Origin of the sequence: Nonomuraea sp. NPDC049504 (assembly GCF_040676845.1) — a bacterium.
Taxonomy (GTDB): domain Bacteria; phylum Actinomycetota; class Actinomycetes; order Streptosporangiales; family Streptosporangiaceae; genus Nonomuraea; species Nonomuraea salmonea.
The window spans coordinates 189,855-207,375 of sequence record NZ_JBFAPT010000007.1 but is presented as its reverse complement, the minus strand read 5'-3'; the positions used below and the strand labels follow the sequence as shown (position 1 = coordinate 207,375).

Sequence of the window (17,521 nt, the reverse complement as noted above, 5' to 3'; positions counted from 1 at the left end):
GCCATGGACGTACACACCCGCCTTGCCCGCCACCTGCTCGTCGACGGCTACCGTCTCGTGCTCGACCTGGAGCTCAGCCGGGGCTCCTGGCTGGTCGACGCCCGCGACGGTCGTCGATATCTGGACTTCTACACGTTTTTCGCCTCAGCCCCCTTGGGCGTGAACCCCCCGTTCGACCCCGACTTCGCGCAGCTCCTCGGCCAGGTCGCGCGGAACAAACCGGCCAACCCCGACATCTACACCGAGCACCTCGCCGACTTCGTCGACACCTTCAGCCGCGTGCTCGGCGACCCCGACCTGCCCCACCTGTTCTTCGTCGAGGGCGGCGCCCTCGCCGTGGAGAACGCGCTCAAGACCGCCTTCGACTGGAAGAGCCGGCGCAACGAGGCCGCGGGACGCTCGCGCGACCTCGGCACCAAGGTCATGCACCTGACCAAGGCCTTCCACGGCCGCAGCGGCTACACGCTGAGCCTGACCAACACCGAGCCGGGCAAGACCGACCGCTTCCCCCAATTCGACTGGCCGCGCATCGACGTGCCCGCCATCCACTTCGGCGACGTCGAGGCCGCCGAGGAGCGGGCGCTGGCGCAGGCACGGGAGGCGTTCGAGCGCGACCCGTACGACATCGCCTGCTTCATCGCCGAGCCGATCCAGGGCGAGGGCGGCGACAACCACATGCGGCCCGAGTTCCTGCGCGCCATGCAGGACCTGTGCCACCGCCACGACGCGCTGTTCATCCTGGACGAGGTGCAGACCGGCGGCGGCACCACCGGCACGCCGTGGGCCTACCAGCAGCTCGGCCTCGAGCCCGACGTCGTCGCCTTCGCCAAGAAGGTGCAGGTCGGCGGCATCATGGCGGGCCGCAGGGTGGACGAGGTGCCGGACAACGTCTTCCAGCGGAGCGGCCGCATCAACTCCACGTGGGGCGGCGGGCTGGTGGACATGGTCCGCAGCCGCGGCCTGCTGGAGATCATCGAGCGCGACGGCCTCATCGAGCGCGCCGGGACCCTCGGCGCCACGCTGCTCGAACGCCTGACGAAGCTGGAGGCCGAGCACCCCGAGACCGTCTCGAACGTACGGGGCCGCGGTCTCATGTGCGCCTTCGACCTGCCCGACGCGGGCGCCCGCGACTCTCTGATCACCCGGCTCAGGGAGGAACACGGCGTGCTGGTGCTCCCGTGCGGGCCCAGGTCCGTACGCCTGCGCCCGGCGCTCAACATCCCCGAGACCGACGTGGACCACGGCCTGGCCGCCCTGTCGGCGGCCCTTTAGCCGGTCCTACTGCGTGACGCTGGCCCTGCTGCGGTGCGGGCCGGCGTACCGCCAGAAGAAGTTGAGCAGCACGCCCGCGCGGTTGCGTCCGCCCAGCAGGTACGCCACGTGCACGAAGATCCACACCAGCCACGCCGGCAGGCCGCGCATGGTCAACCCGTTGGCCAGCTGCAGCACCGCCTCCGCCTTGCCCACGGTCGCCATGATGCCGGGGTCGCGGTAGGAGAACGGCTGCAGCGGGCGGCCCCGCCAGGCCGCCGCGATCTGCCTGCCCACGTGCTTGCCCATCTGGATCGCCGGCTGGGCGAGCTGGGGCAGCACGTCGGGCGGCGCGGCCAGGTCGCCGGCCACGAAGATCTCCGGATGGTCCGGCACGGTGAGCGTGTCGGTGAGCGTGACCCGCCCGCCCTTGCCCTGCGGCAGCGCCCACGAACCCACCTCGGGCGGCGCGGTGACGCCGAGCGCCCACACGGTGACGTCGCTGGGCAGGCGGGTGCCGTCGGCCAGCACGACCGCGTCGGGCTCGACCGAGGCCACGGTGGCGCCGAGCCGCAGGCGCACCCCGCGCCTGCGCAGCGCCTCCGCGGCGGCGTCGCGCAGCCGCGGCTTGTACGGCGCCAGCACGTAGTCGAACCGCTCGACCAGCGTCACGCTGGTCTGGTCGTCGCGCAGCTCGGGATGCGTCAGCGGGATCGTGTTGCGGCGCAGCTCGGCCAGCGTGCCGGCCATCTCGACGCCGGTCGCGCCCGCGCCCACCACCACGACGTGCATGCTCTCGCGCCGGCCCGCCGCGGTGTCCTCCAGGTGGTGCTGGAGACGGCGGCGCAGCACGGCGGCGTCGCCGAGCGAGTAGATCGGCAGCGCGTTCTCATGGGCGCCGGGGACGTTGAGCCAGTTGGTGGTGACGCCGGTGGCCAGCACCAGGTAGTCGTAGTCGAGCGAGGTGCCGTCCTCGAACTCCACCCGCCGGTCATCCGCCAGGATCTTGCTCAGCGAGCCCCGCCTGGCCCGCACGTTCGGCCAGCGGGCGGCGTACGTGCGGGTCGGGTAGGACACGTCGGAGGTGCTCATGCCGGCCGTCGCGACCTGGTAGAGCAGCGGCTGGAAGGTCGCGTACGGGTTGCGGTCGACGAGCGTCACCAGCGCGCCGCTCCTGGCCAGCTCGCGGGTCGCGGCCAGCCCGGCGAAACCCGCGCCCACGACGACGACCCGTGCTCTCTTGCCCATGACATGGTCCTTCCCCCTGAGAAGCGTCATGGATGCCTATGGGCGCGCCAGCTTCTCTTAAACCACGGGCCGGACAAGTCGCAGGTCGGTGCGTCAGACGTGGGAGTAGACCACGATCGACACCGCGATGTACTGCACGAGGTAGGCCGCCACCGTGAACGCGTGGAAGACCTCGTGGAAGCCGAACCAGCGGGGTGCGGGGTCGGGGCGGCGCAGGCCGTACACGACGGCGCCCGCCGAGTAGAAGACGCCGCCGACCGCCACCAGCACGACGGCGGCCACGCCCGCGCCCTCCAGGAGCTGGGGCATCACGAAGACGGCGGTCCAGCCGAGTGCCAGGTAGAGGACGGTGTAGAGCCAGCGGGGGGCGTTCATCCAGAACACCCGGAACAGCACGCCGGCCAGGGCGCCGCCCCAGATCACCGACAGCACCACCACCCGTGGGGTGCCGTCGAGTGCCAGCAGGGCGAACGGGGTGTAGGTGCCGGCGATGATCAGGTAGATGTTCGCGTGGTCGATCCGGCGCAGGAACTCCGCGAGGCGGGGGCCGAGCGTGCTGCGGTGGTAGGTGGCGGAGATGCCGAACAACAACGCCGAGGTGATCGCATAGATGGCGGAGGCCAGCCGGGCCTGCAGGGTGGGGCCGAGCGCCACGAGCACGAACCCGGCGACCAGCGTCACGGGCAGCGCTCCAGTGTGCAACCAGCCTCGCAGCCTGGGCTTGGCGGTGATGGTCGTCATGAAACCTACGGTACCGTAGGTTACTAGTCGGAAAGGTATCGGGACCCGTAGAACAAGGGCGAAACGCTTGAGCCGCTGGGAGCGGCGGGCGAGGTGCGGAAGGCCGCCGGAAGTGGCGGGCCAGGTGCGGGAGACCGCTGGGGAACGCCTCACAAGCCGCCGCCTGGGGAACGCCTCGCAAGCCGTGGCTGGGGAGCGCCTCACAAGCCGCTGAAGAAGCGGGCGGCGATCGGGACGGCGGCGGAGCGGCCCGAGCCGCCGTGCCGGACGAAGACGCAGAAGGCCAGATCGTCGCGGAAGCCGATGAACCAAGCGTGCGACGTGCCGTCCGGCACCTCGGCGGTGCCCGTCTTGCCAGAGACGTCGGCGGGGAGTCCCGCGCCACCGGCCGTCCCGTGGTCGACCACGGCGGCCATCATGTCGCGCAGCGCGGAAACCAGCCGGGAGTCCATCACCACGTCGCCGTGCGGGACGCCGTCGATGCGGCGTACCTGCTCCTTGGACAGCAGCCGCGGCGAGCGCCAGGTGCCGCTCTCGACGGCGGCGGCCAGCGCGGCCATGCACAGCGGGGTGGTGACGACCTCACCCTGCCCGATGGCGTCGGCGGCGAGCATGTCGGGGTCGTCGGTCTCCGGCACCGCGCCGCAGCTGCCGCCGATGCCGGTCGCGATGGACCGGCCGAACCCCCACTCCTCGGCCGCCACCCGCAGGTCCGCGCTGGTCAGCCTGGTCGTCGTCTGCTCGACGAACGTCGTGTTGCAGGAGTGCGCGAACGCGTCGGTGAAGGTGACGACACCGCGGTCCACCTCGCCGTCGTTGCTGTAGAGGCGGTGGAACGGGATCTGGTACGTCCCGGGGCAGCCGACCTGGGCCTGTGGGTCGAGCCCGCTCTTGAGCAGGGCCGCCGCGGTGATCGTCTTGAACACCGAGCCGGGCGGGAAGACGTCGCGCACGGCGCTGTAGTTGTCCTCCAGGCGGTCGGCCAGCGCCAGGATCTCGCCGGTGCTGGGCCGGATGACGATGATCGTGGAGTCGTCCACGCCGTCCAGCGCCCGCGCGGCCGCCGCCTGCACCGGGCGGGACAGGGTGGTGCGCTCGACCTCGGCCTCGGGTTTGCGGGTGAGCAGCCGCTGGTCGGGGCGTCCCGGCGCCTTGGCGACCAGCGCCCAGCCGTGGTTGGCCTGCTCGAACTCGGGCCTGAGCGGTTCGAGGTACGCCTCCGCGTAGCTGTCGACCGGGATCTTGTCGCCCTCGCTGGTGACCAGCTCGGCCGGGGAGGCGTCGATCTCGGTCAGCTCCAGCGTGCCGCCGTCCTTGAGCAGCGGGTGCAGCGTCTCGGGGGTCCATAAGACCTTCCACGCGCGGTCGCGCACGGCCATGCGCAGGACCCCGTCGAACGGCCACTCCCCCAGCTCCGCCAGCACCCGCACCCCCGAGAACGGCACCTCGGCGCTCTCCTCCCCCGTGCCGCGCAGCGCGCCCGGGGTGAGCTGGAGCGACTCGACCTGCAGGTCCTCGCTCAGCTCCCGATGCCGTACGGAGAAGTCGCCGGGAGGCTGGTGGACCAGCCGCGCCATGGCCAGCAGGTCCCCTTTGCCCCAGGCGGCGAAGTACGCGGCGGCCGTCTGAGCAGCGCTGCCTTTGATCCGGTTGGATGCGATGACGGCGAAAGCACCGGCCCCAACTATCGCGACAACGGCGATAACGAGCACAATCAGCCTTCGACGTCGCATACGGTGCTCCCAGGAGGCGATGAGACGTGGCACGTGGACAGCGGGAACCTATGCCCGGCCGTTATCCGGTGACGTTCGGAGAGATCGAGCTGCTCCGAGACCTCGACCGGCAGGACGGCTGGGTGCTGTCCAAGGATGGCGTACCGCAGTCGTATGTTGATCTACAAGACCCGACATTTCTCGAATTTGAGTATGTACGACTCATAGCGGATGTGATCGACCTTTTGCCGGAAGGGCCGCTGAGCTGCGTACATGTCGGCGGCGGCGCCTGCACGATCCCCCGCTACGTCTCCGCCACCCGGCCCGACTCCCGCCACATCGTGATCGAGCCCGACGGGCTGCTGGTCAACCTCGTACGCGAGCAGCTCGACCTGCGCTCGGTGCCCAAGCTGAAGGTCATCGTCGCGGGCGGGCGCGAAGGCACCGGCAAGGTCTGGGACACCACCGCCGACCTGGTGGTCCTCGACGCGTTCAGCGGGGCGACGATGCCGGTCGAGCTGGCCACCGCCGAGTACATGGGCGACATCGCGCGCGTGCTGCGGCCCGGGGGCACGCTGCTGATCAACCTGGCCGACGGCAAGGGGCTCGCGTTCGCCAAGCGGCTGCTCGCCACCGTGACCGGCACGTTCCGGCACGTCGTGCTGCTGGCCGAGCCCGGCGTCATGCGGGGGCGGCGGTTCGGGAACCTCATCGTGGCCGCCTCGCGTACCGAACTGCCCACCGACCTGCTCACCCGGCGCGCGGCCGGCGGGCTGACGCAGGCGCGCTGCGTGCACGGCGAAGCGCTGACGAACTTCATCGCCGGCGCCGCCGCCATCAACGACGGTGACGCCGTGCTCGCTCCGGTGCCGCCGCCCGCCGTCTTCGGCTGAACACCGGTTTCGCGCTTCCGGCGGCCGGGCCGCCGACGTGGCCCACTGCCTCATCGAGGGCGACGACCTCTGCGAGGCGCACCCCGCGCCGGACGGCGACCCGCACAGGACCGCGATGACCGAGGCCAACCTGGCCGCCGTCTGGGCGAACTACGCCGCTCTCGGCTACCGCCGGCTCATCTACACCAACACCGTGAGCGTGCTGGAAGCCGACCTCATCACACGCGATCACACGCGCGACGTCCGGCGGCCCCGCCCGGATCATCGGCGTCATGCCGACCGCCACCGACACCACCGCCACCGACACCACCGCCCCCGCCCAACCGCCCGCAGCGGCCGAGCGCGGAAGGGTCGCCACGGGAGGGGTTTCCTCTTCCTGGAAAAAGTGATATCACTTTGCTAGCAAGGTGAAGTCACGTAGAAGGGGTGAGACGATGGCGGAGACATCGGGCGGGGTCGCTCTTGAGAGCACCGTCGTGGAGATGCCGGCACCGCGCACGAGCGAGCGCCCGGTCAGGGCGGCCAACGGGTTCGTGATGCTGGCGGTCTCGACGCTGGTGTTCCTGGCCGGCGTGGCGCTGCTGGTGGTGGGCATCGCGCTGCTCGCCTCGGGGGCCGGGCAGGGCGGGCTGTTCACGATGATCGCCGGCGCGCTGGTGATGGCGATCGGGTTCGTGATGTTCTTCGGGCTGACGGCCGTGGCGCCGGGCGAGGCCAGGGTGGTGCAGCTGCTCGGCCGGTACGTCGGCACGCTGCGCACCCCCGGCTTCCAGTGGGTCAACCCGATCACCGCCCGCCGGCGGGTCTCCACGAGGATCCGCAACCACGAGACGGACGTGACGAAGGTCAACGACGCCGACGGCAACCCGATCCAGATCGCGACCGTGGTGGTCTGGCAGGTGGAGGACACCGCACAGGCGGTGTTCGAGGTGGACGACTTCTTGGAGTTCGTGGCCATCCAGGCCGAGACGGCGGTCCGGCACATCGCGGGCAGCTACCCGTACGACGCGCACGGCGACCCGCGGCTGTCGCTGCGTGACAACGCCGACGAGATCAACGAGCAGTTGTCGGCGGAGATCGCGGCGCGGGTGTCGTCGGCCGGCGTCAAGGTCATCGAGTCGCGCATCATCCACCTGGCCTACGCGCCGGAGATCGCTCACGCCATGCTCCGCCGCCAGCAGGCGGGCGCGATCGTGGCGGCCAGGCAGCGGATCGTCGACGGCGCGGTCGGCATGGTCGAGATGGCCCTGGAGAAGCTGGCCGAGCACGAGGTGGTCGAGCTGGACGAGGAGCGCAAGGCGGCCATGGTGAGCAACCTGCTCGTGGTGCTGGTCGGCGACCGCGACACCCAGCCCGTCGTCAACGCCGGCACGCTCTACCAGTAACCCGTGGAACGCAAGAAGATCCTGCTCCGGCTCGACCCGGTAGTGCACGACGCGCTCGCCAAGTGGGCCGCCGACGAGCTGCGCAGTACGAACTCCCAGATCGAGTTCCTGCTGCGCAGGGCGCTGGCCGAGGCGGGACGCCTGCCCGAGGGGGTGGGGCGGATACGCCCGCGCGGGCGCCCGCGCAAGACACCCGACGGCGAGAGCCGCGATGAGGAGGAACCACCCGATGCAGACGCCGGTGAGGCATCATGAGCCGCTGACCCGATCGGCCTTCCTGCTGGCCTTCGACCTGCGCAAGGACCGGCTGGTCCAGCACATGGAGCTGGGCCACCTACTGCGCGCCGCCGCGCTCGCCGAGCTGCTGCTCCAGGGCAGCCTGGCCGATGACGGGGGCAAGGCCAAGGCCGTGCGGCCGCCCGCCGGCCTCGCCCCCGCCTCGCTGCCCGCGGCCGTCTGGGAGGAGATCTCCACCTCTCCGCCGCGCTCCTGGCGGCGCTGGATCCGCAAGGACCACGCGAAGGCGGTCACGCTGGTCCGCGACGAGCTGGCCGCCGACCGGCTGATCCGGGTGGAGCGGCGGCGGGTGCTGCTGTTCCCGGTGGAGCGGGTCGTGCCGCGCCGTCCGTACGTCTCGCGCCGGCTCGCCGAACGGGTGAGCAGGGCCGTGCGCGGCGGCCGGCCGGTGAGCCGCGTCGAGCCCGACCTCCGGGTGCTCGCCGCGCTGGCGGCGGCGGCCCGCATCAGATCGGTCGTCGGGGACGGCGGTCCGCACGACGGCCGCGACCGCGTCGAACAACTCGCCAAGCCCGTCGAACCGATCGCCACCGCCCTCCGCAAGATCATCGACGCCATCAAGAGATCAGCCAGCGAAGGCTGACCCGCCCCGCCGGCCCCGCCCACCCGAGGACCGGGCCGCCACCGGGAGGGCGGCCTCCCGGCACACCTTCCACGAGACGCACGACGCTGCACCGGACGGCCCTCTCCGCAGACCTCCAGGAGGCCGTCCGACCGGGGCGGCCTCTTCACGCAGCTCCCGGCCCCGCACGACGACAGCGGCGATCGCCTCCCCGCGTACCTCCAGTGAGCACGACGACATCCCAGAGGGGGAGTCTCATGACCGTGTCCACGCAGGCGCCGGCCGTGCCGGCTGGCACTGTTTCCCGAGCGCTGGCGCCCGATCTCGCCAGGGGCGCGATGTTGCTGGCGATCGCGTTCGCGCACGCGCCGCTGTTCATCGACGGCACCAGCAAGAGCCCGCCCCTGGCCGGCGTCATCACCGACGTCTTCCACTTCCTGTTCGTCAACAACCACGCGCGGCCGCTGTTCGCGTTCCTGTTCGGCTACTCGCTGGTCCAGCTGCTCGACCGGCGGCTCGCGCGCGGCGCCGGCTGGGTGGGGGCGCGCAAGCTGCTGCGCCGCCGCGGCTGGTGGCTGGTGGTGTTCGGGCTGGCGCACACGGCGCTGCTGGTCCCGATCGACATCCTGGCCGGTTACGGCGTGACCGCCCTCATCCTGGTCCCCCTGCTGCGCCGCTCGGACAGGGCGCTGTTGTGGACGGCCGGGCTCACGCTGGTGCCCGCCACGCTGCTGACCGGGGCCGCCATGTGGCTGCCGATGTCGCAGGGCCGGCACACGTACGACGCGAGCAGCGTGGCCGTCGAGCCGGGCGGCTCCTACGCGGCCGGGCTCGTCGAGCGGGTCTCCGTGTGGCCGCTCGCGCTGATCATCGAGCTGCTCCTCGTGATCCCCGGCGTGGTGCTCGGCATGTGGGCGGCCCGCCGCCGCTTCCTCGACGAGCCGGAGCGGCACCGCCCGTTCCTGGTGCGCGTGGCCGTGCTCACCACCGTCGTGTCGATCGCCGGCTCACTGCCCGCCGCGCTCATGCACGCCGGCGTGTGGACCGATCCGTCCGGTGCGGCACTGTGGGCGGCGGTCCTGGCCCAGCCGCTCACCGGGTACGCCGGCGGCATCGGCATGGCGGCGATCGTCGCCCTCATCGCGATCAGGGCGGCGAAGCGGCGCGGCCGGTTCACCACCATGGTCGAGTCGCTCGGCCAGCGGTCGATGAGCATGTACCTGTTCCAGTCGGTCGCGTTCGTCCTGCTCTTCGCCCCGTACGCGCTGGGCCTCCAGGACGACCTGGGCAGGACGGGCGCCACGCTGGTCGGCGCGGCCACCTGGGCGCTGTCGCTGCTGCTGGCCGACGTGATGCGGCGGGCCGGTCACCGGGGCCCGGCCGAGCTGCTGCTGCGGCGCCTGGCCTACCGCTGAGCCGTCAGGGCTCCGGGCCGAGGTAGGCCAGCACCGCGGCCACCCGCCGATGCACGTCGCCGCTGTTCTCCAGGCCGAGCTTGGTGAAGATGGCGTTGACGTTCTTCTCCACCGACGAGATCGACAGGTGCAGGGCGCGGGCGATGGCGGCGTTCGTCCGGCCGTGGGCCATCTCGCGCAGCACGTCCCGCTCCCGCGCGGTCAGCTCCTCCTGCTGGCCGCGCACGTCGCGCCTGGCCAGCAGGCCCTCCACCACCTTGGGGTCGATGACGGAGCCGCCCGCGGCCACCGCCTGGATCGCGCCGAGCAGCTCGTCCAGGTCGCCGACGCGGTCCTTGAGCAGGTACGCGTACCCCTCGGTGCCGTGCTTGAACAGCTCGAACGCGAACAGGGCGTCCGAGAACTGCGACAGCACCACCACGCCCACCTCGGGGTGCGCGGCGCGGATGCGGTGGGCGGCGTCGATGCCCTCGAAGCCCTGCCGCCACTGCCCGCCGGGCATCCTGATGTCGGTGACGACGACGTGGGGGCGCAGGCGGCGTACGGCGTCGAGCAGCTCGTCGGCGTCACCGACCGCGCCGACGACGCTCACCTCGCCCGACAGCTCGAGCAGCCGCCTGGTGCCCTCGCGGACGAGGTAGTGGTCGTCGGCCACCACCGTGCGGATCTGCTCAGCCATCGACGGGCACCCATGCGTCCATCCGAGTCCCCTTCCCCGGTTCGCTGTCCACGGTCAGCCCGCCGCCGAGCGCGTCGAGGCGGTCGGCGAGGGTGGCGAGCCCTCTGCGAGCCGCCGTACGCGGGTCGAAACCCGCGCCGTCGTCGGCCACGATGGCGCGCAGGCGTCCGTCGTCCTGTGACAGGCGCACGTCGATGTGGCCGGGTTCAGCGTGTTTGAGTGCGTTGGCCACGCCCTCGCTGACCGTGAAGTACATGGCGCCCTCGACCTCGTCGGTGAAGCGGCGGGCGCGCAGCGGCGGCGGCGCGCTCACCGTCGTACGGACGGGCAGCCGCGAGCAGCGCTCCTCCACGGCCTCGACCAGCCCGCCCTGGCTGAGCGATGACGGGTGGATGCCGGCGGCCAGCTCGCGCAGGTCGTCGAGCGTCTGGCGGGCCTGTTCGCGCAGGTGGGTCAGCATGTCGGGGCCCGCGCCCGTGGCCCTGGCGAGTTCGAGCCCGGCGATGAGGGCGACGAGCTGCTGCTGCACGCCGTCGTGGATGTTGCGCTCGATGCGGCGCCGCTCGGCCTCCTGCGCGTTGACCAGGCGGGTGACGAGCCCGGCGCTCTGGATGGCGAGCCCGGCCGGCACGGCGAGCGCTTCGAGCAGGCGCCGGTCGGTACGCGTGAGCGGCCCGCCGTCCCTGGGCCCGCAGGCGATGCGGCCGAGATCGCCGGGCACGGGCAGCTCAAGGGCGGCCGGCCCGTCCTCCTCGCCGGCGACCACGCGGGTGCCGTCGGCGAGCGTGACGGCCGCCCACCTGAGGTCGAGCCCGGCGCGGATGGCGGCGGCGAGCCGACCGAGCTGCTCCACGGGCTCGGAGGTGCCGGCGAGCGCGGTGCCGAGGTCGGACAGCACCTCGTCCGCGGTCGGCCGCAGGTCGAACACGAGGTGCAGGCGCGAGCCCCTGATGCCGACGCGGACGTCGAGCAGCCGGTGCCGGAAGATCGCCACGGTGATCGCGGCGGGCAGCGCCCCGACGATCGCCAGCATCCCGACCATGATGACGGGCCAGGCCTGCTCGTGGGCGCCGAGCGAGCCGCCCAGGCCGAAGAAGAGCGCGACCACGCCGGCCAGGGTGGCGGCGGTGCCGCCGACGATCCACGCGTACTGGCCGCGCTCCCCTGGCGCGCTGCGCCGCCAGCGCACCACGAGCCCGCAGAACACGACCACCGCCATGATGATCACGACGAGCTGCCCGGCGGCCTGAACGAGCCCGACGGCGAGATCGAGCGGCGTCGTGGGGCCGCCCGGCGGGCCGTAGGGGTTCTCGGCCATCAGCACGGTGCCGGCGGTGTGCACGACGAGCGCGGCGGCGGAGATCCACGCCACCGGACGCCAGCGCCGCGAGGGCAGCCGGCCGTCGGGGAAGAGCAGCGGCACGAAGACCCAGGTCAGCGCGTAGAAGGGGGCGTAGAGGGCGGTGAGCGGGACGACGAGCAGGTCGGGTGCGCCGCGCGCGGCCAGGCCGACGCCGAGCCCGCCCAGCCCGAACAGCAGCGCGGCGGTCAGCAGCAGCGGGCCGTAGCGCAGCTCGGGCCGCCGCACGGTCAGCAGCCAGCCCAGCGCGGGCAGCGGCAGCGCGATCACGACGTAGACCCACTGCGTCGCCGGGGCGGGCAGCCCGCTCTCCAGGAGCGCGCCCGTGGTGGCGGTCGCGGCCGCGGTCAGCGCCGTCAGCCCGGCCAGCGGCCTCGAACTCATAGGCTCCCATCGTGGCGAGCGTGCGGGTGGGCGTCTATGAGGTTATCCGCATATTTCGTACGGCCACCCGCACCTGCCACGACGGTGGCTCACACGGTGGTCCCCGGCCGGGCGACGGCGATCGAATGGTGGTCACGTAGCCGACCCCCGAAGGAGGGTGCATGACCACCCGATCGAAGCCCGCCCGGTTCCTCGCCGCCGCCACGCTCGCGGCGACCATGGCGGTGACGACAACGGTGACGACAACGGTGACGACGACGCTGACGACGACGGCGGCTCACGGGAGCGCCGCCGTACCCGCCCAGGCCGCAGGCACCTCCGCGGCGGGCGCCGTCGCGGCGCCGGCGATCCCGGACACGCCGGCGGGCAAGCAGCTCGGCTGGGTGCTGGAGGCGGTGTCCCGGGCGCCGCTCCCCGAGGCCGAGCTGCGCGCGCACTTCACCGCCGGTTTCCTCGCGAGCATCCCGCCGGCCCAGCTCAACCAGGCGCTGACGACGTTCAAGGGCATGAAGCTGGAGCGGCTGACGTCCGCGCAGGACCGGCAGCTCGTGGCCCGCGTGCTGGTCGGCCGCACCCCGATCGACCTGGCGCTCACCGTCGACGGCGGCGGGCTGATCGACGGGCTGCGGTTCGGCGCGCCTGAGGTGCGCAACTGGAGCGAGGCGGACCGGCGGCTGCGCGCGATCGCGCCGCGCACCGGCTTCCTGGCGGCCGAGCTGACCGCCGGCGGCGGATGCCGCCCCGTGCACGCCATCGCCGCGGGCAAGCGCCTGCCGCTCGGGTCCATGATCAAGCTGTACGTGCTCGGCACGGTCGCCCAGCAGATCAAGAGCGGCCGGTTCGGCTGGGACACCGAGCTGACGATCACGCGGGAGCTGAAGAGCCTGCCGGGCGGCGAGCTGCAGGAGCGGCCCGACGGCAGCAAGGTCACCGTGCTTGAGGCGGCCAAGCTGATGATCTCGATCAGCGACAACACGGCCACCGACCTGCTGATCCACAAGGTGGGCCGCAAGGCGGTCGAGCGGACGCTGCGCTCCTGGGGCGTGCGCGACCGGCGCAACGAGCCGCTGCTGACCACCAGGGACCTGTTCGTGCTCAAGGGCGTGAAGTATCCGCGCCACGCCAGGAAGTATCTGGCGATGAGCGACGCGAAGCAGCGCTCCTACCTGGAGAAGGTGGTGGCCGGGCAGGACCTGTCGGCGTTCGAGCTGTACACGGCGCCGCGCGAGCTGGACACCGTGGAGTGGTTCGCCTCCCCCAAGGACATCTGCCGCGCCTACGCCGAGCTGGTGAAACTCGGCGACGAGCGCGTCGGGCAGGTCATGTCGATCAACGACGCCGGGCTCGGGCTGGACAAGAAGGCGTGGCCGACCGTGTGGTTCAAGGGCGGGTCCGAGCCCGGCCTGTCGGACCTGAGCTTCCTCGCGCGGACGGCCGGCGGGAAGACGTACGTGGTGGTGGCGATGGGGGCCGACGGGAAGGCCCCCATCAGCGAGGCGGCGACGCTCGACCAGGTGGCCGTGGCGCGCGGCGCCTTCACCCTCGCCAACGGCTCCTGACGCACCCAGAACGGCCGGGCGCCCCGCCCCGGACGGGCGCCCCGCCCCGGACGAGCGCCCCGCCCCGGACGAGCGCCCCGCCTCGGACGAGCGCCCCCACGGGCGAGCGTCGCTGCGGGCGAGCGTCGCTGCGGGCCTCCAGCGGCCAGGCGCCCGGCTCCGGGCGGGCGCCTGGTCTGGGTGGGCGCCTGGTCTGGGTGGGCGCCTGGTCCGGGCGGCTCTACTTCAGGGTCAGGCAGGCGACGCGGTCGCCGGCGGTGCCGACCTGGGGGCCGGACTTCTTGGTGGCCTTGGAGTGGATGACCAGGGAGCCCGGCAGCTTGGCACGTTCCAGCGCCCAGTCGTTGCGCGCGGCCGAGCGGCCCTGGCCCTCCTCGTTGGTGGTGAAGTCGAGCCACACCTCGCTCACCGGGTCGATCTGACCGGGGTGGTGCTGGTAGTGGGGGCCGGCGGCCTCCGGGTCGGTGCCGCACGGCTTGGCGTGCAGGTGGGCGCCGTACGTGCGGCGCGGCCGCAGCCCCTCGACCACGAGCGAGGTGCGGGTCTGCCCGCCGGACGACTCCACGGTGATGCTGGCCTGCGCCCCCTGGGGGGCGAGCTTGCGGTCGTAGACGATGGCCGCGGTGTCGTCCTTGGAGAACTCGCCCGCCGCGCTGAGGTTGATCGTCTCCTCGGGCGCGGTCTTGGCGTTCTGGACCGGCGCGGACGGCCCCGCGCACGACGTGATGGAAGCCGCCACAGTGGCGGTCGCCGCCAGGCTGAGCAGGAACGCGGACACACGCATGAGACCCCCCATGAATCCGAGCCCTTCCGGCACGCGGGCTCCGAGAGGCACCCACTCTAACGAGTGACCGGGCCGCTACGTATCGTCATTCCGCTGCAGCACCATGTTTTGCCACGATCTCGTCGATGTGTGCCGCCAGTGTGACGTCCTTGTCCGTCAGGCGGCCCGCCGAGTGGGTGGTGAGCGCCAGGTGCAGCGTGCGCCAGCGGATGTCGATGTCGGGGTGGTGGTCGAGCTCCTCGGCCCGTACCGCGATCTCGTCCACGATGCGGATCGCGGTCGGGAAGTCGGGCGCGGTGACCGTACACCTGATCTCCTCGCCCACGCGCTGCCAGGCCGGCACTCCGGCGAGCTTGCTCTCGATGTCCATGGCACCACCGTACGGCGGCGCCCCCGTGAGCGTCCGGAGGCGCCGTCGTGGTGTCAGCCGAAGTGCGCCCTGGTCTCCGCGAAGGCCTGGTCGGTGCCCTCCAGCGCGGCCGCCACGTCCTCCTCGGTGTGGGCGGCCGACAGGAACCAGTTGTGCCAGGGGTGCAGGTAGACGCCGTGCCGCAGGCAGGCGTCCGTCCAGTGCATGGCCACCGACAGGTCGGCGTCGCCGTCGAAGCTGAGCCACGGGATCGTCACGGGGCCGGTCTGGTTGATCGTGAACCCGTGGGACTTGGCCTGCGCGTACAGGCCCTCCCTGAGCTGGGTGCCGGCCCGCTCCATGGCGGCGATGCCGTCGGTGTCGCGCAGGGTCTCGATCGTGGCCTTGGCCGCCGCCATCGCCACCGCCGAGAACCAGAACGAGCCGGTCGAGTAGAGCTGCTGGGCCGCGCCGCGCAGCGCGTCGGTGCCGGTGACGGCGGCGATGGGGTAGCCGTTGGCCATCGCCTTCGACCAGGCGGTCAGGTCGGGACGCACGCCGTACGGCTCCCACGACCCGCGCAGGTCGATGCGGAACCCGGCGCGGACGTCGTCGATGACCAGCGCCGCGCCGATGCGGTCGGCCAGGGCCCGCGCGCCGCGCGCGAAGGCGGGCTCCACCAGCTCCTGGTCCTCGAACGAGTCGTGCTTGAAGGGCGTGACGATGATCGCCGCCACGTCGCCCTCGACGGTGGCGGCCGCGGCCTCCAGCGACTCCAGCGAGTTGTAGGCGAACTCGACGAGGTCGGCCCGCTCGTTCGGGGTGGTGCCGGCGGGCGACGGCGTGCACCACGGGTCGGCCCCGTGGTAGGCCCCGTGCGCCATCAGCACCTTCGTCCTGCCGGTCGCGGCCCGCGCGACCATGAGGGCCTGGGTGGTGGCGTCGGTGCCGTTCTTGGAGAACATCGCCCAGTCTGCGCTGGGGATGGTGTCCACCAGCAGCTCGGCCAGCTCCACCATGATCGCGCCAGGCCCGTTGAGGCAGTCGCCGAGCGCGGCCTGCCGGGCGGCGGCCTCCTCGACGCGCGGGTGGTGGTGGCCCAGCACGACCGGGCCCCAGCTGCACATGAAGTCGATGTACTCGCGGCCGTTCGCGTCCCACTGGCGGCAGCCCTGACCGCGCTCGAAGAACTGCGGGAAGCCGGGGGCGAACAGGGCGGCGTTGAGGTGGCCGTACATGCCGCCCGGGACGACCTTGAGTGCGCGCTGACGAAGCTCTGCGTCGGTCATGGAGTGAATCCTCAAGGAAGGAGACGCCCTTTACAGGAGGGCGAGGGTGGAGTCGAGATCGGTCAGCCCGGCGTCGGAGCCGAGGCCGGTGGCGACGCGGGCGGCCGCGGCGGTGCCCCAGCGGGCGGCGGTCAGGACGTCGCGGTCGTGGAGCAGCCCGGTCAGGAACCCGGCGCAGTACGCGTCACCGCACCCGGTCGTGTCGGCCACCTCCGTCTTGAGCGCCGGCACCCGCTCCTCGCCGTCCGCCGTGACGACGAGGCTGCCCGCCTCCCCTTGGGTGACGAGCACGCCACGGGGGCCGTCCGCGAGCAATGCCCGCGCGGCGGACGTCACGTCGGGTTCGCCGGTCATGAGCAGGGCCTGCGACTCGTTGGGCAGGACGTAGTCCACGTGCGGCAGGAACGCCCTGGCCATGCCCAGCAGGTCGGGCATCTCCGACAGCAGGTCCATCGTGACGATGGTGCCGGCCGCGCGCAGCTCGTCGAGCAGGGCGAAGAAGGCGGGGTCGCCGAGGCCGAACGTGACGTCCATGCCGCCCAGGTGCACGGCCCTGGCGCGGCGCAGCACGGCCACGTCGAGGTCGGCGTAGGCGACGGTGAGGTTGGCGCCCGGCACATGGAAGCTGGGGCGGCCGCCGTCCGGCCTGATGGGCAGGATCGAGGCCGCCGTGCGCTCCCCTGCCCTGCGGGCCAGCGCGGAGGTGTCGACGCCGCGCTTGGCCAGCACCATGAGCAGGAAGTCGGCGAGCTCGTCGTCGCCGACCGCTCCCATGGTGACCACGTCGTTGCCCAGCTTGACCAGATCGACCGCGGTGCCCGCGGCCGCGCCCGCAGCGGTCAGGCGGATCTGGTCGACCAGCACGGTGTCCTGGCCCTCGGGGATGTGATCGACGGGCCTGGCGAGGATGTCGACGATGTGGACGCCGACGGTGACGACGGTCATAGTCTAAATAGACAGACGTCCGAATAAAAAGTCAACGGAGGGGCCGATGCCAAAGATCGTCGATCACGACGAGCGCAGGCGCGAGGTCATGTCAGCGGCGCGCCGGGTGATCGTCAGGGACGGCATCGACGCCGCCACCACCCGCGCCATCGCCAAGGAGGCGGGCTACTCCAACGGGGTGCTCGCCCACTACTTCGCCGACAAGGACGAGATCCTGCTCTCCGCGCTGCGGCAGTCGCACGAGCGCATCCGCACCCGCCTGACCGCCAAGGTCGAGGAGGCCTCCGGGCCGCTGGCCGCCCTGCGCGAACTGCTCCTCGACAACCTGCCCCTGGACGCCGACCGCGCCCAGGAGACCCGCCTGGAGGTCAGCTTCTGGAGCCGCAGCCTCGCCACCGAAGAGCTGGCCGAGGTCCAGCGCGCAGAGGCGAGCGACCTACGAGCCGCCGTCCGCGCCCTGCTCGACCGCGCCCATGAGGCCGGCGAGCTGCGCCACGGCGCCCCCAGCACCCCCAAGGACCCCAGCACATCCGACGAGCTCGACGACCTCGCTGAGGAGTTGCTGGCGCTGGTCGATGGGTTGAGTTTGCATCTGCTGCTCTATCCCGGGCGGTTGAGCCGGGAGCGGGCTGAGCGGATCATGCTGGGCGCGATCGAGCGCCTGTGAT

At 72.2% G+C, this 17,521-nt stretch carries 17 protein-coding genes; 8 read left to right on the top strand and 9 right to left on the bottom strand.

The window, feature by feature from the left end:
* Positions 1 to 3 precede the first annotated feature (3 nt).
* Positions 4 to 1,272 carry an L-lysine 6-transaminase gene (gene lat / locus AB0K28_RS16245; protein WP_364370117.1) on the top strand — a complete coding sequence of 423 codons (1,269 nt, stop codon included), beginning with the start codon at positions 4 to 6 and terminating at the stop codon, positions 1,270 to 1,272.
* Between the two features lie 6 nt (positions 1,273 to 1,278).
* Here the strand turns inward: lat and AB0K28_RS16240 are convergent, their stop codons facing one another.
* The 3 genes from AB0K28_RS16240 to AB0K28_RS16230 all read right to left on the bottom strand — a co-directional run bounded on the left by AB0K28_RS16240 (position 1,279) and on the right by AB0K28_RS16230 (position 4,973).
* On the bottom strand, positions 1,279 to 2,499 hold the full coding sequence (locus AB0K28_RS16240; RefSeq protein ID WP_364370114.1) for an NAD(P)/FAD-dependent oxidoreductase: 1,221 nt from the start codon (positions 2,497 to 2,499) through the stop codon (positions 1,279 to 1,281).
* A 93-nt stretch (positions 2,500 to 2,592) separates the two neighbouring features.
* Entirely contained in the window at positions 2,593 to 3,240 is a 648-nt protein-coding gene (locus tag AB0K28_RS16235; RefSeq protein ID WP_345388849.1) for a hemolysin III family protein, read from the bottom strand.
* A gap of 200 nt (positions 3,241 to 3,440) precedes the next feature.
* Positions 3,441 to 4,973 carry a penicillin-binding transpeptidase domain-containing protein gene (locus AB0K28_RS16230; RefSeq protein WP_364370111.1) on the bottom strand — a complete coding sequence of 511 codons (1,533 nt, stop codon included), beginning with the start codon at positions 4,971 to 4,973 and terminating at the stop codon, positions 3,441 to 3,443.
* Between the two features lie 50 nt (positions 4,974 to 5,023).
* On the opposite strand from AB0K28_RS16230, the gene AB0K28_RS16225 reads away from it, so the two are divergent.
* The 5 genes from AB0K28_RS16225 (at position 5,024) to AB0K28_RS16205 (ending at position 9,504) form a co-directional block, all read left to right on the top strand.
* On the top strand, positions 5,024 to 5,845 hold the full coding sequence (locus AB0K28_RS16225) for a fused MFS/spermidine synthase (protein WP_364370425.1): 822 nt from the start codon (positions 5,024 to 5,026) through the stop codon (positions 5,843 to 5,845).
* Between the two features lie 434 nt (positions 5,846 to 6,279).
* Positions 6,280 to 7,230: an SPFH domain-containing protein gene (locus AB0K28_RS16220; RefSeq protein ID WP_364370108.1), complete on the top strand. Its 951-nt coding sequence runs from the start codon at positions 6,280 to 6,282 to the stop codon at positions 7,228 to 7,230.
* A 3-nt stretch (positions 7,231 to 7,233) separates the two neighbouring features.
* A complete protein-coding gene (locus AB0K28_RS16215) occupies positions 7,234 to 7,485 on the top strand; it encodes a hypothetical protein (protein WP_345388859.1) in 252 nt (83 codons plus the stop codon).
* Entirely contained in the window at positions 7,460 to 8,110 is a 651-nt protein-coding gene (locus tag AB0K28_RS16210; RefSeq protein WP_364370104.1) for a GPP34 family phosphoprotein, read from the top strand. The genes AB0K28_RS16215 and AB0K28_RS16210 overlap by 26 nt, the downstream gene beginning before the upstream one ends.
* Before the next feature lie 236 nt (positions 8,111 to 8,346).
* Positions 8,347 to 9,504, top strand: a complete 1,158-nt coding sequence (locus AB0K28_RS16205) for a DUF418 domain-containing protein (RefSeq protein WP_364370101.1) — start codon at positions 8,347 to 8,349, stop codon at positions 9,502 to 9,504.
* A gap of 4 nt (positions 9,505 to 9,508) precedes the next feature.
* On the opposite strand, the gene AB0K28_RS16200 is transcribed toward AB0K28_RS16205, so the two are convergent.
* Together AB0K28_RS16200 and AB0K28_RS16195 are read right to left on the bottom strand one after the other, a co-directional pair.
* Positions 9,509 to 10,183 carry a response regulator transcription factor gene (locus AB0K28_RS16200; RefSeq protein ID WP_364370099.1) on the bottom strand — a complete coding sequence of 225 codons (675 nt, stop codon included), beginning with the start codon at positions 10,181 to 10,183 and terminating at the stop codon, positions 9,509 to 9,511.
* Entirely contained in the window at positions 10,176 to 11,927 is a 1,752-nt protein-coding gene (locus AB0K28_RS16195) for a histidine kinase (RefSeq protein WP_364370096.1), read from the bottom strand. The genes AB0K28_RS16200 and AB0K28_RS16195 overlap by 8 nt, the downstream gene beginning before the upstream one ends.
* A 161-nt stretch (positions 11,928 to 12,088) precedes the next feature.
* On the opposite strand from AB0K28_RS16195, the gene AB0K28_RS16190 reads away from it, so the two are divergent.
* Positions 12,089 to 13,486: a serine hydrolase gene (locus tag AB0K28_RS16190; RefSeq protein WP_364370093.1), complete on the top strand. Its 1,398-nt coding sequence runs from the start codon at positions 12,089 to 12,091 to the stop codon at positions 13,484 to 13,486.
* A gap of 220 nt (positions 13,487 to 13,706) precedes the next feature.
* On the opposite strand, the gene AB0K28_RS16185 is transcribed toward AB0K28_RS16190, so the two are convergent.
* From AB0K28_RS16185 to AB0K28_RS16170, 4 genes are all read right to left on the bottom strand, one after another.
* On the bottom strand, positions 13,707 to 14,270 hold the full coding sequence (locus AB0K28_RS16185; protein WP_364370090.1) for a superoxide dismutase family protein: 564 nt from the start codon (positions 14,268 to 14,270) through the stop codon (positions 13,707 to 13,709).
* An 85-nt stretch (positions 14,271 to 14,355) separates the two neighbouring features.
* Positions 14,356 to 14,640 (bottom strand): 4a-hydroxytetrahydrobiopterin dehydratase, encoded by a 285-nt coding sequence (locus AB0K28_RS16180; protein ID WP_345388873.1) that lies wholly within the window; start codon positions 14,638 to 14,640, stop codon positions 14,356 to 14,358.
* 53 nt (positions 14,641 to 14,693) lie between these two features.
* Positions 14,694 to 15,908, bottom strand: a complete 1,215-nt coding sequence (locus AB0K28_RS16175) for an aminotransferase class III-fold pyridoxal phosphate-dependent enzyme (protein WP_364370087.1) — start codon at positions 15,906 to 15,908, stop codon at positions 14,694 to 14,696.
* 30 nt (positions 15,909 to 15,938) lie between these two features.
* Positions 15,939 to 16,853 (bottom strand): carbohydrate kinase family protein, encoded by a 915-nt coding sequence (locus tag AB0K28_RS16170; RefSeq protein ID WP_364370084.1) that lies wholly within the window; start codon positions 16,851 to 16,853, stop codon positions 15,939 to 15,941.
* 46 nt (positions 16,854 to 16,899) lie between these two features.
* On the opposite strand from AB0K28_RS16170, the gene AB0K28_RS16165 reads away from it, so the two are divergent.
* Positions 16,900 to 17,520, top strand: a complete 621-nt coding sequence (locus tag AB0K28_RS16165; protein WP_364370081.1) for a TetR family transcriptional regulator C-terminal domain-containing protein — start codon at positions 16,900 to 16,902, stop codon at positions 17,518 to 17,520.
* Position 17,521 lies beyond the last annotated feature (1 nt).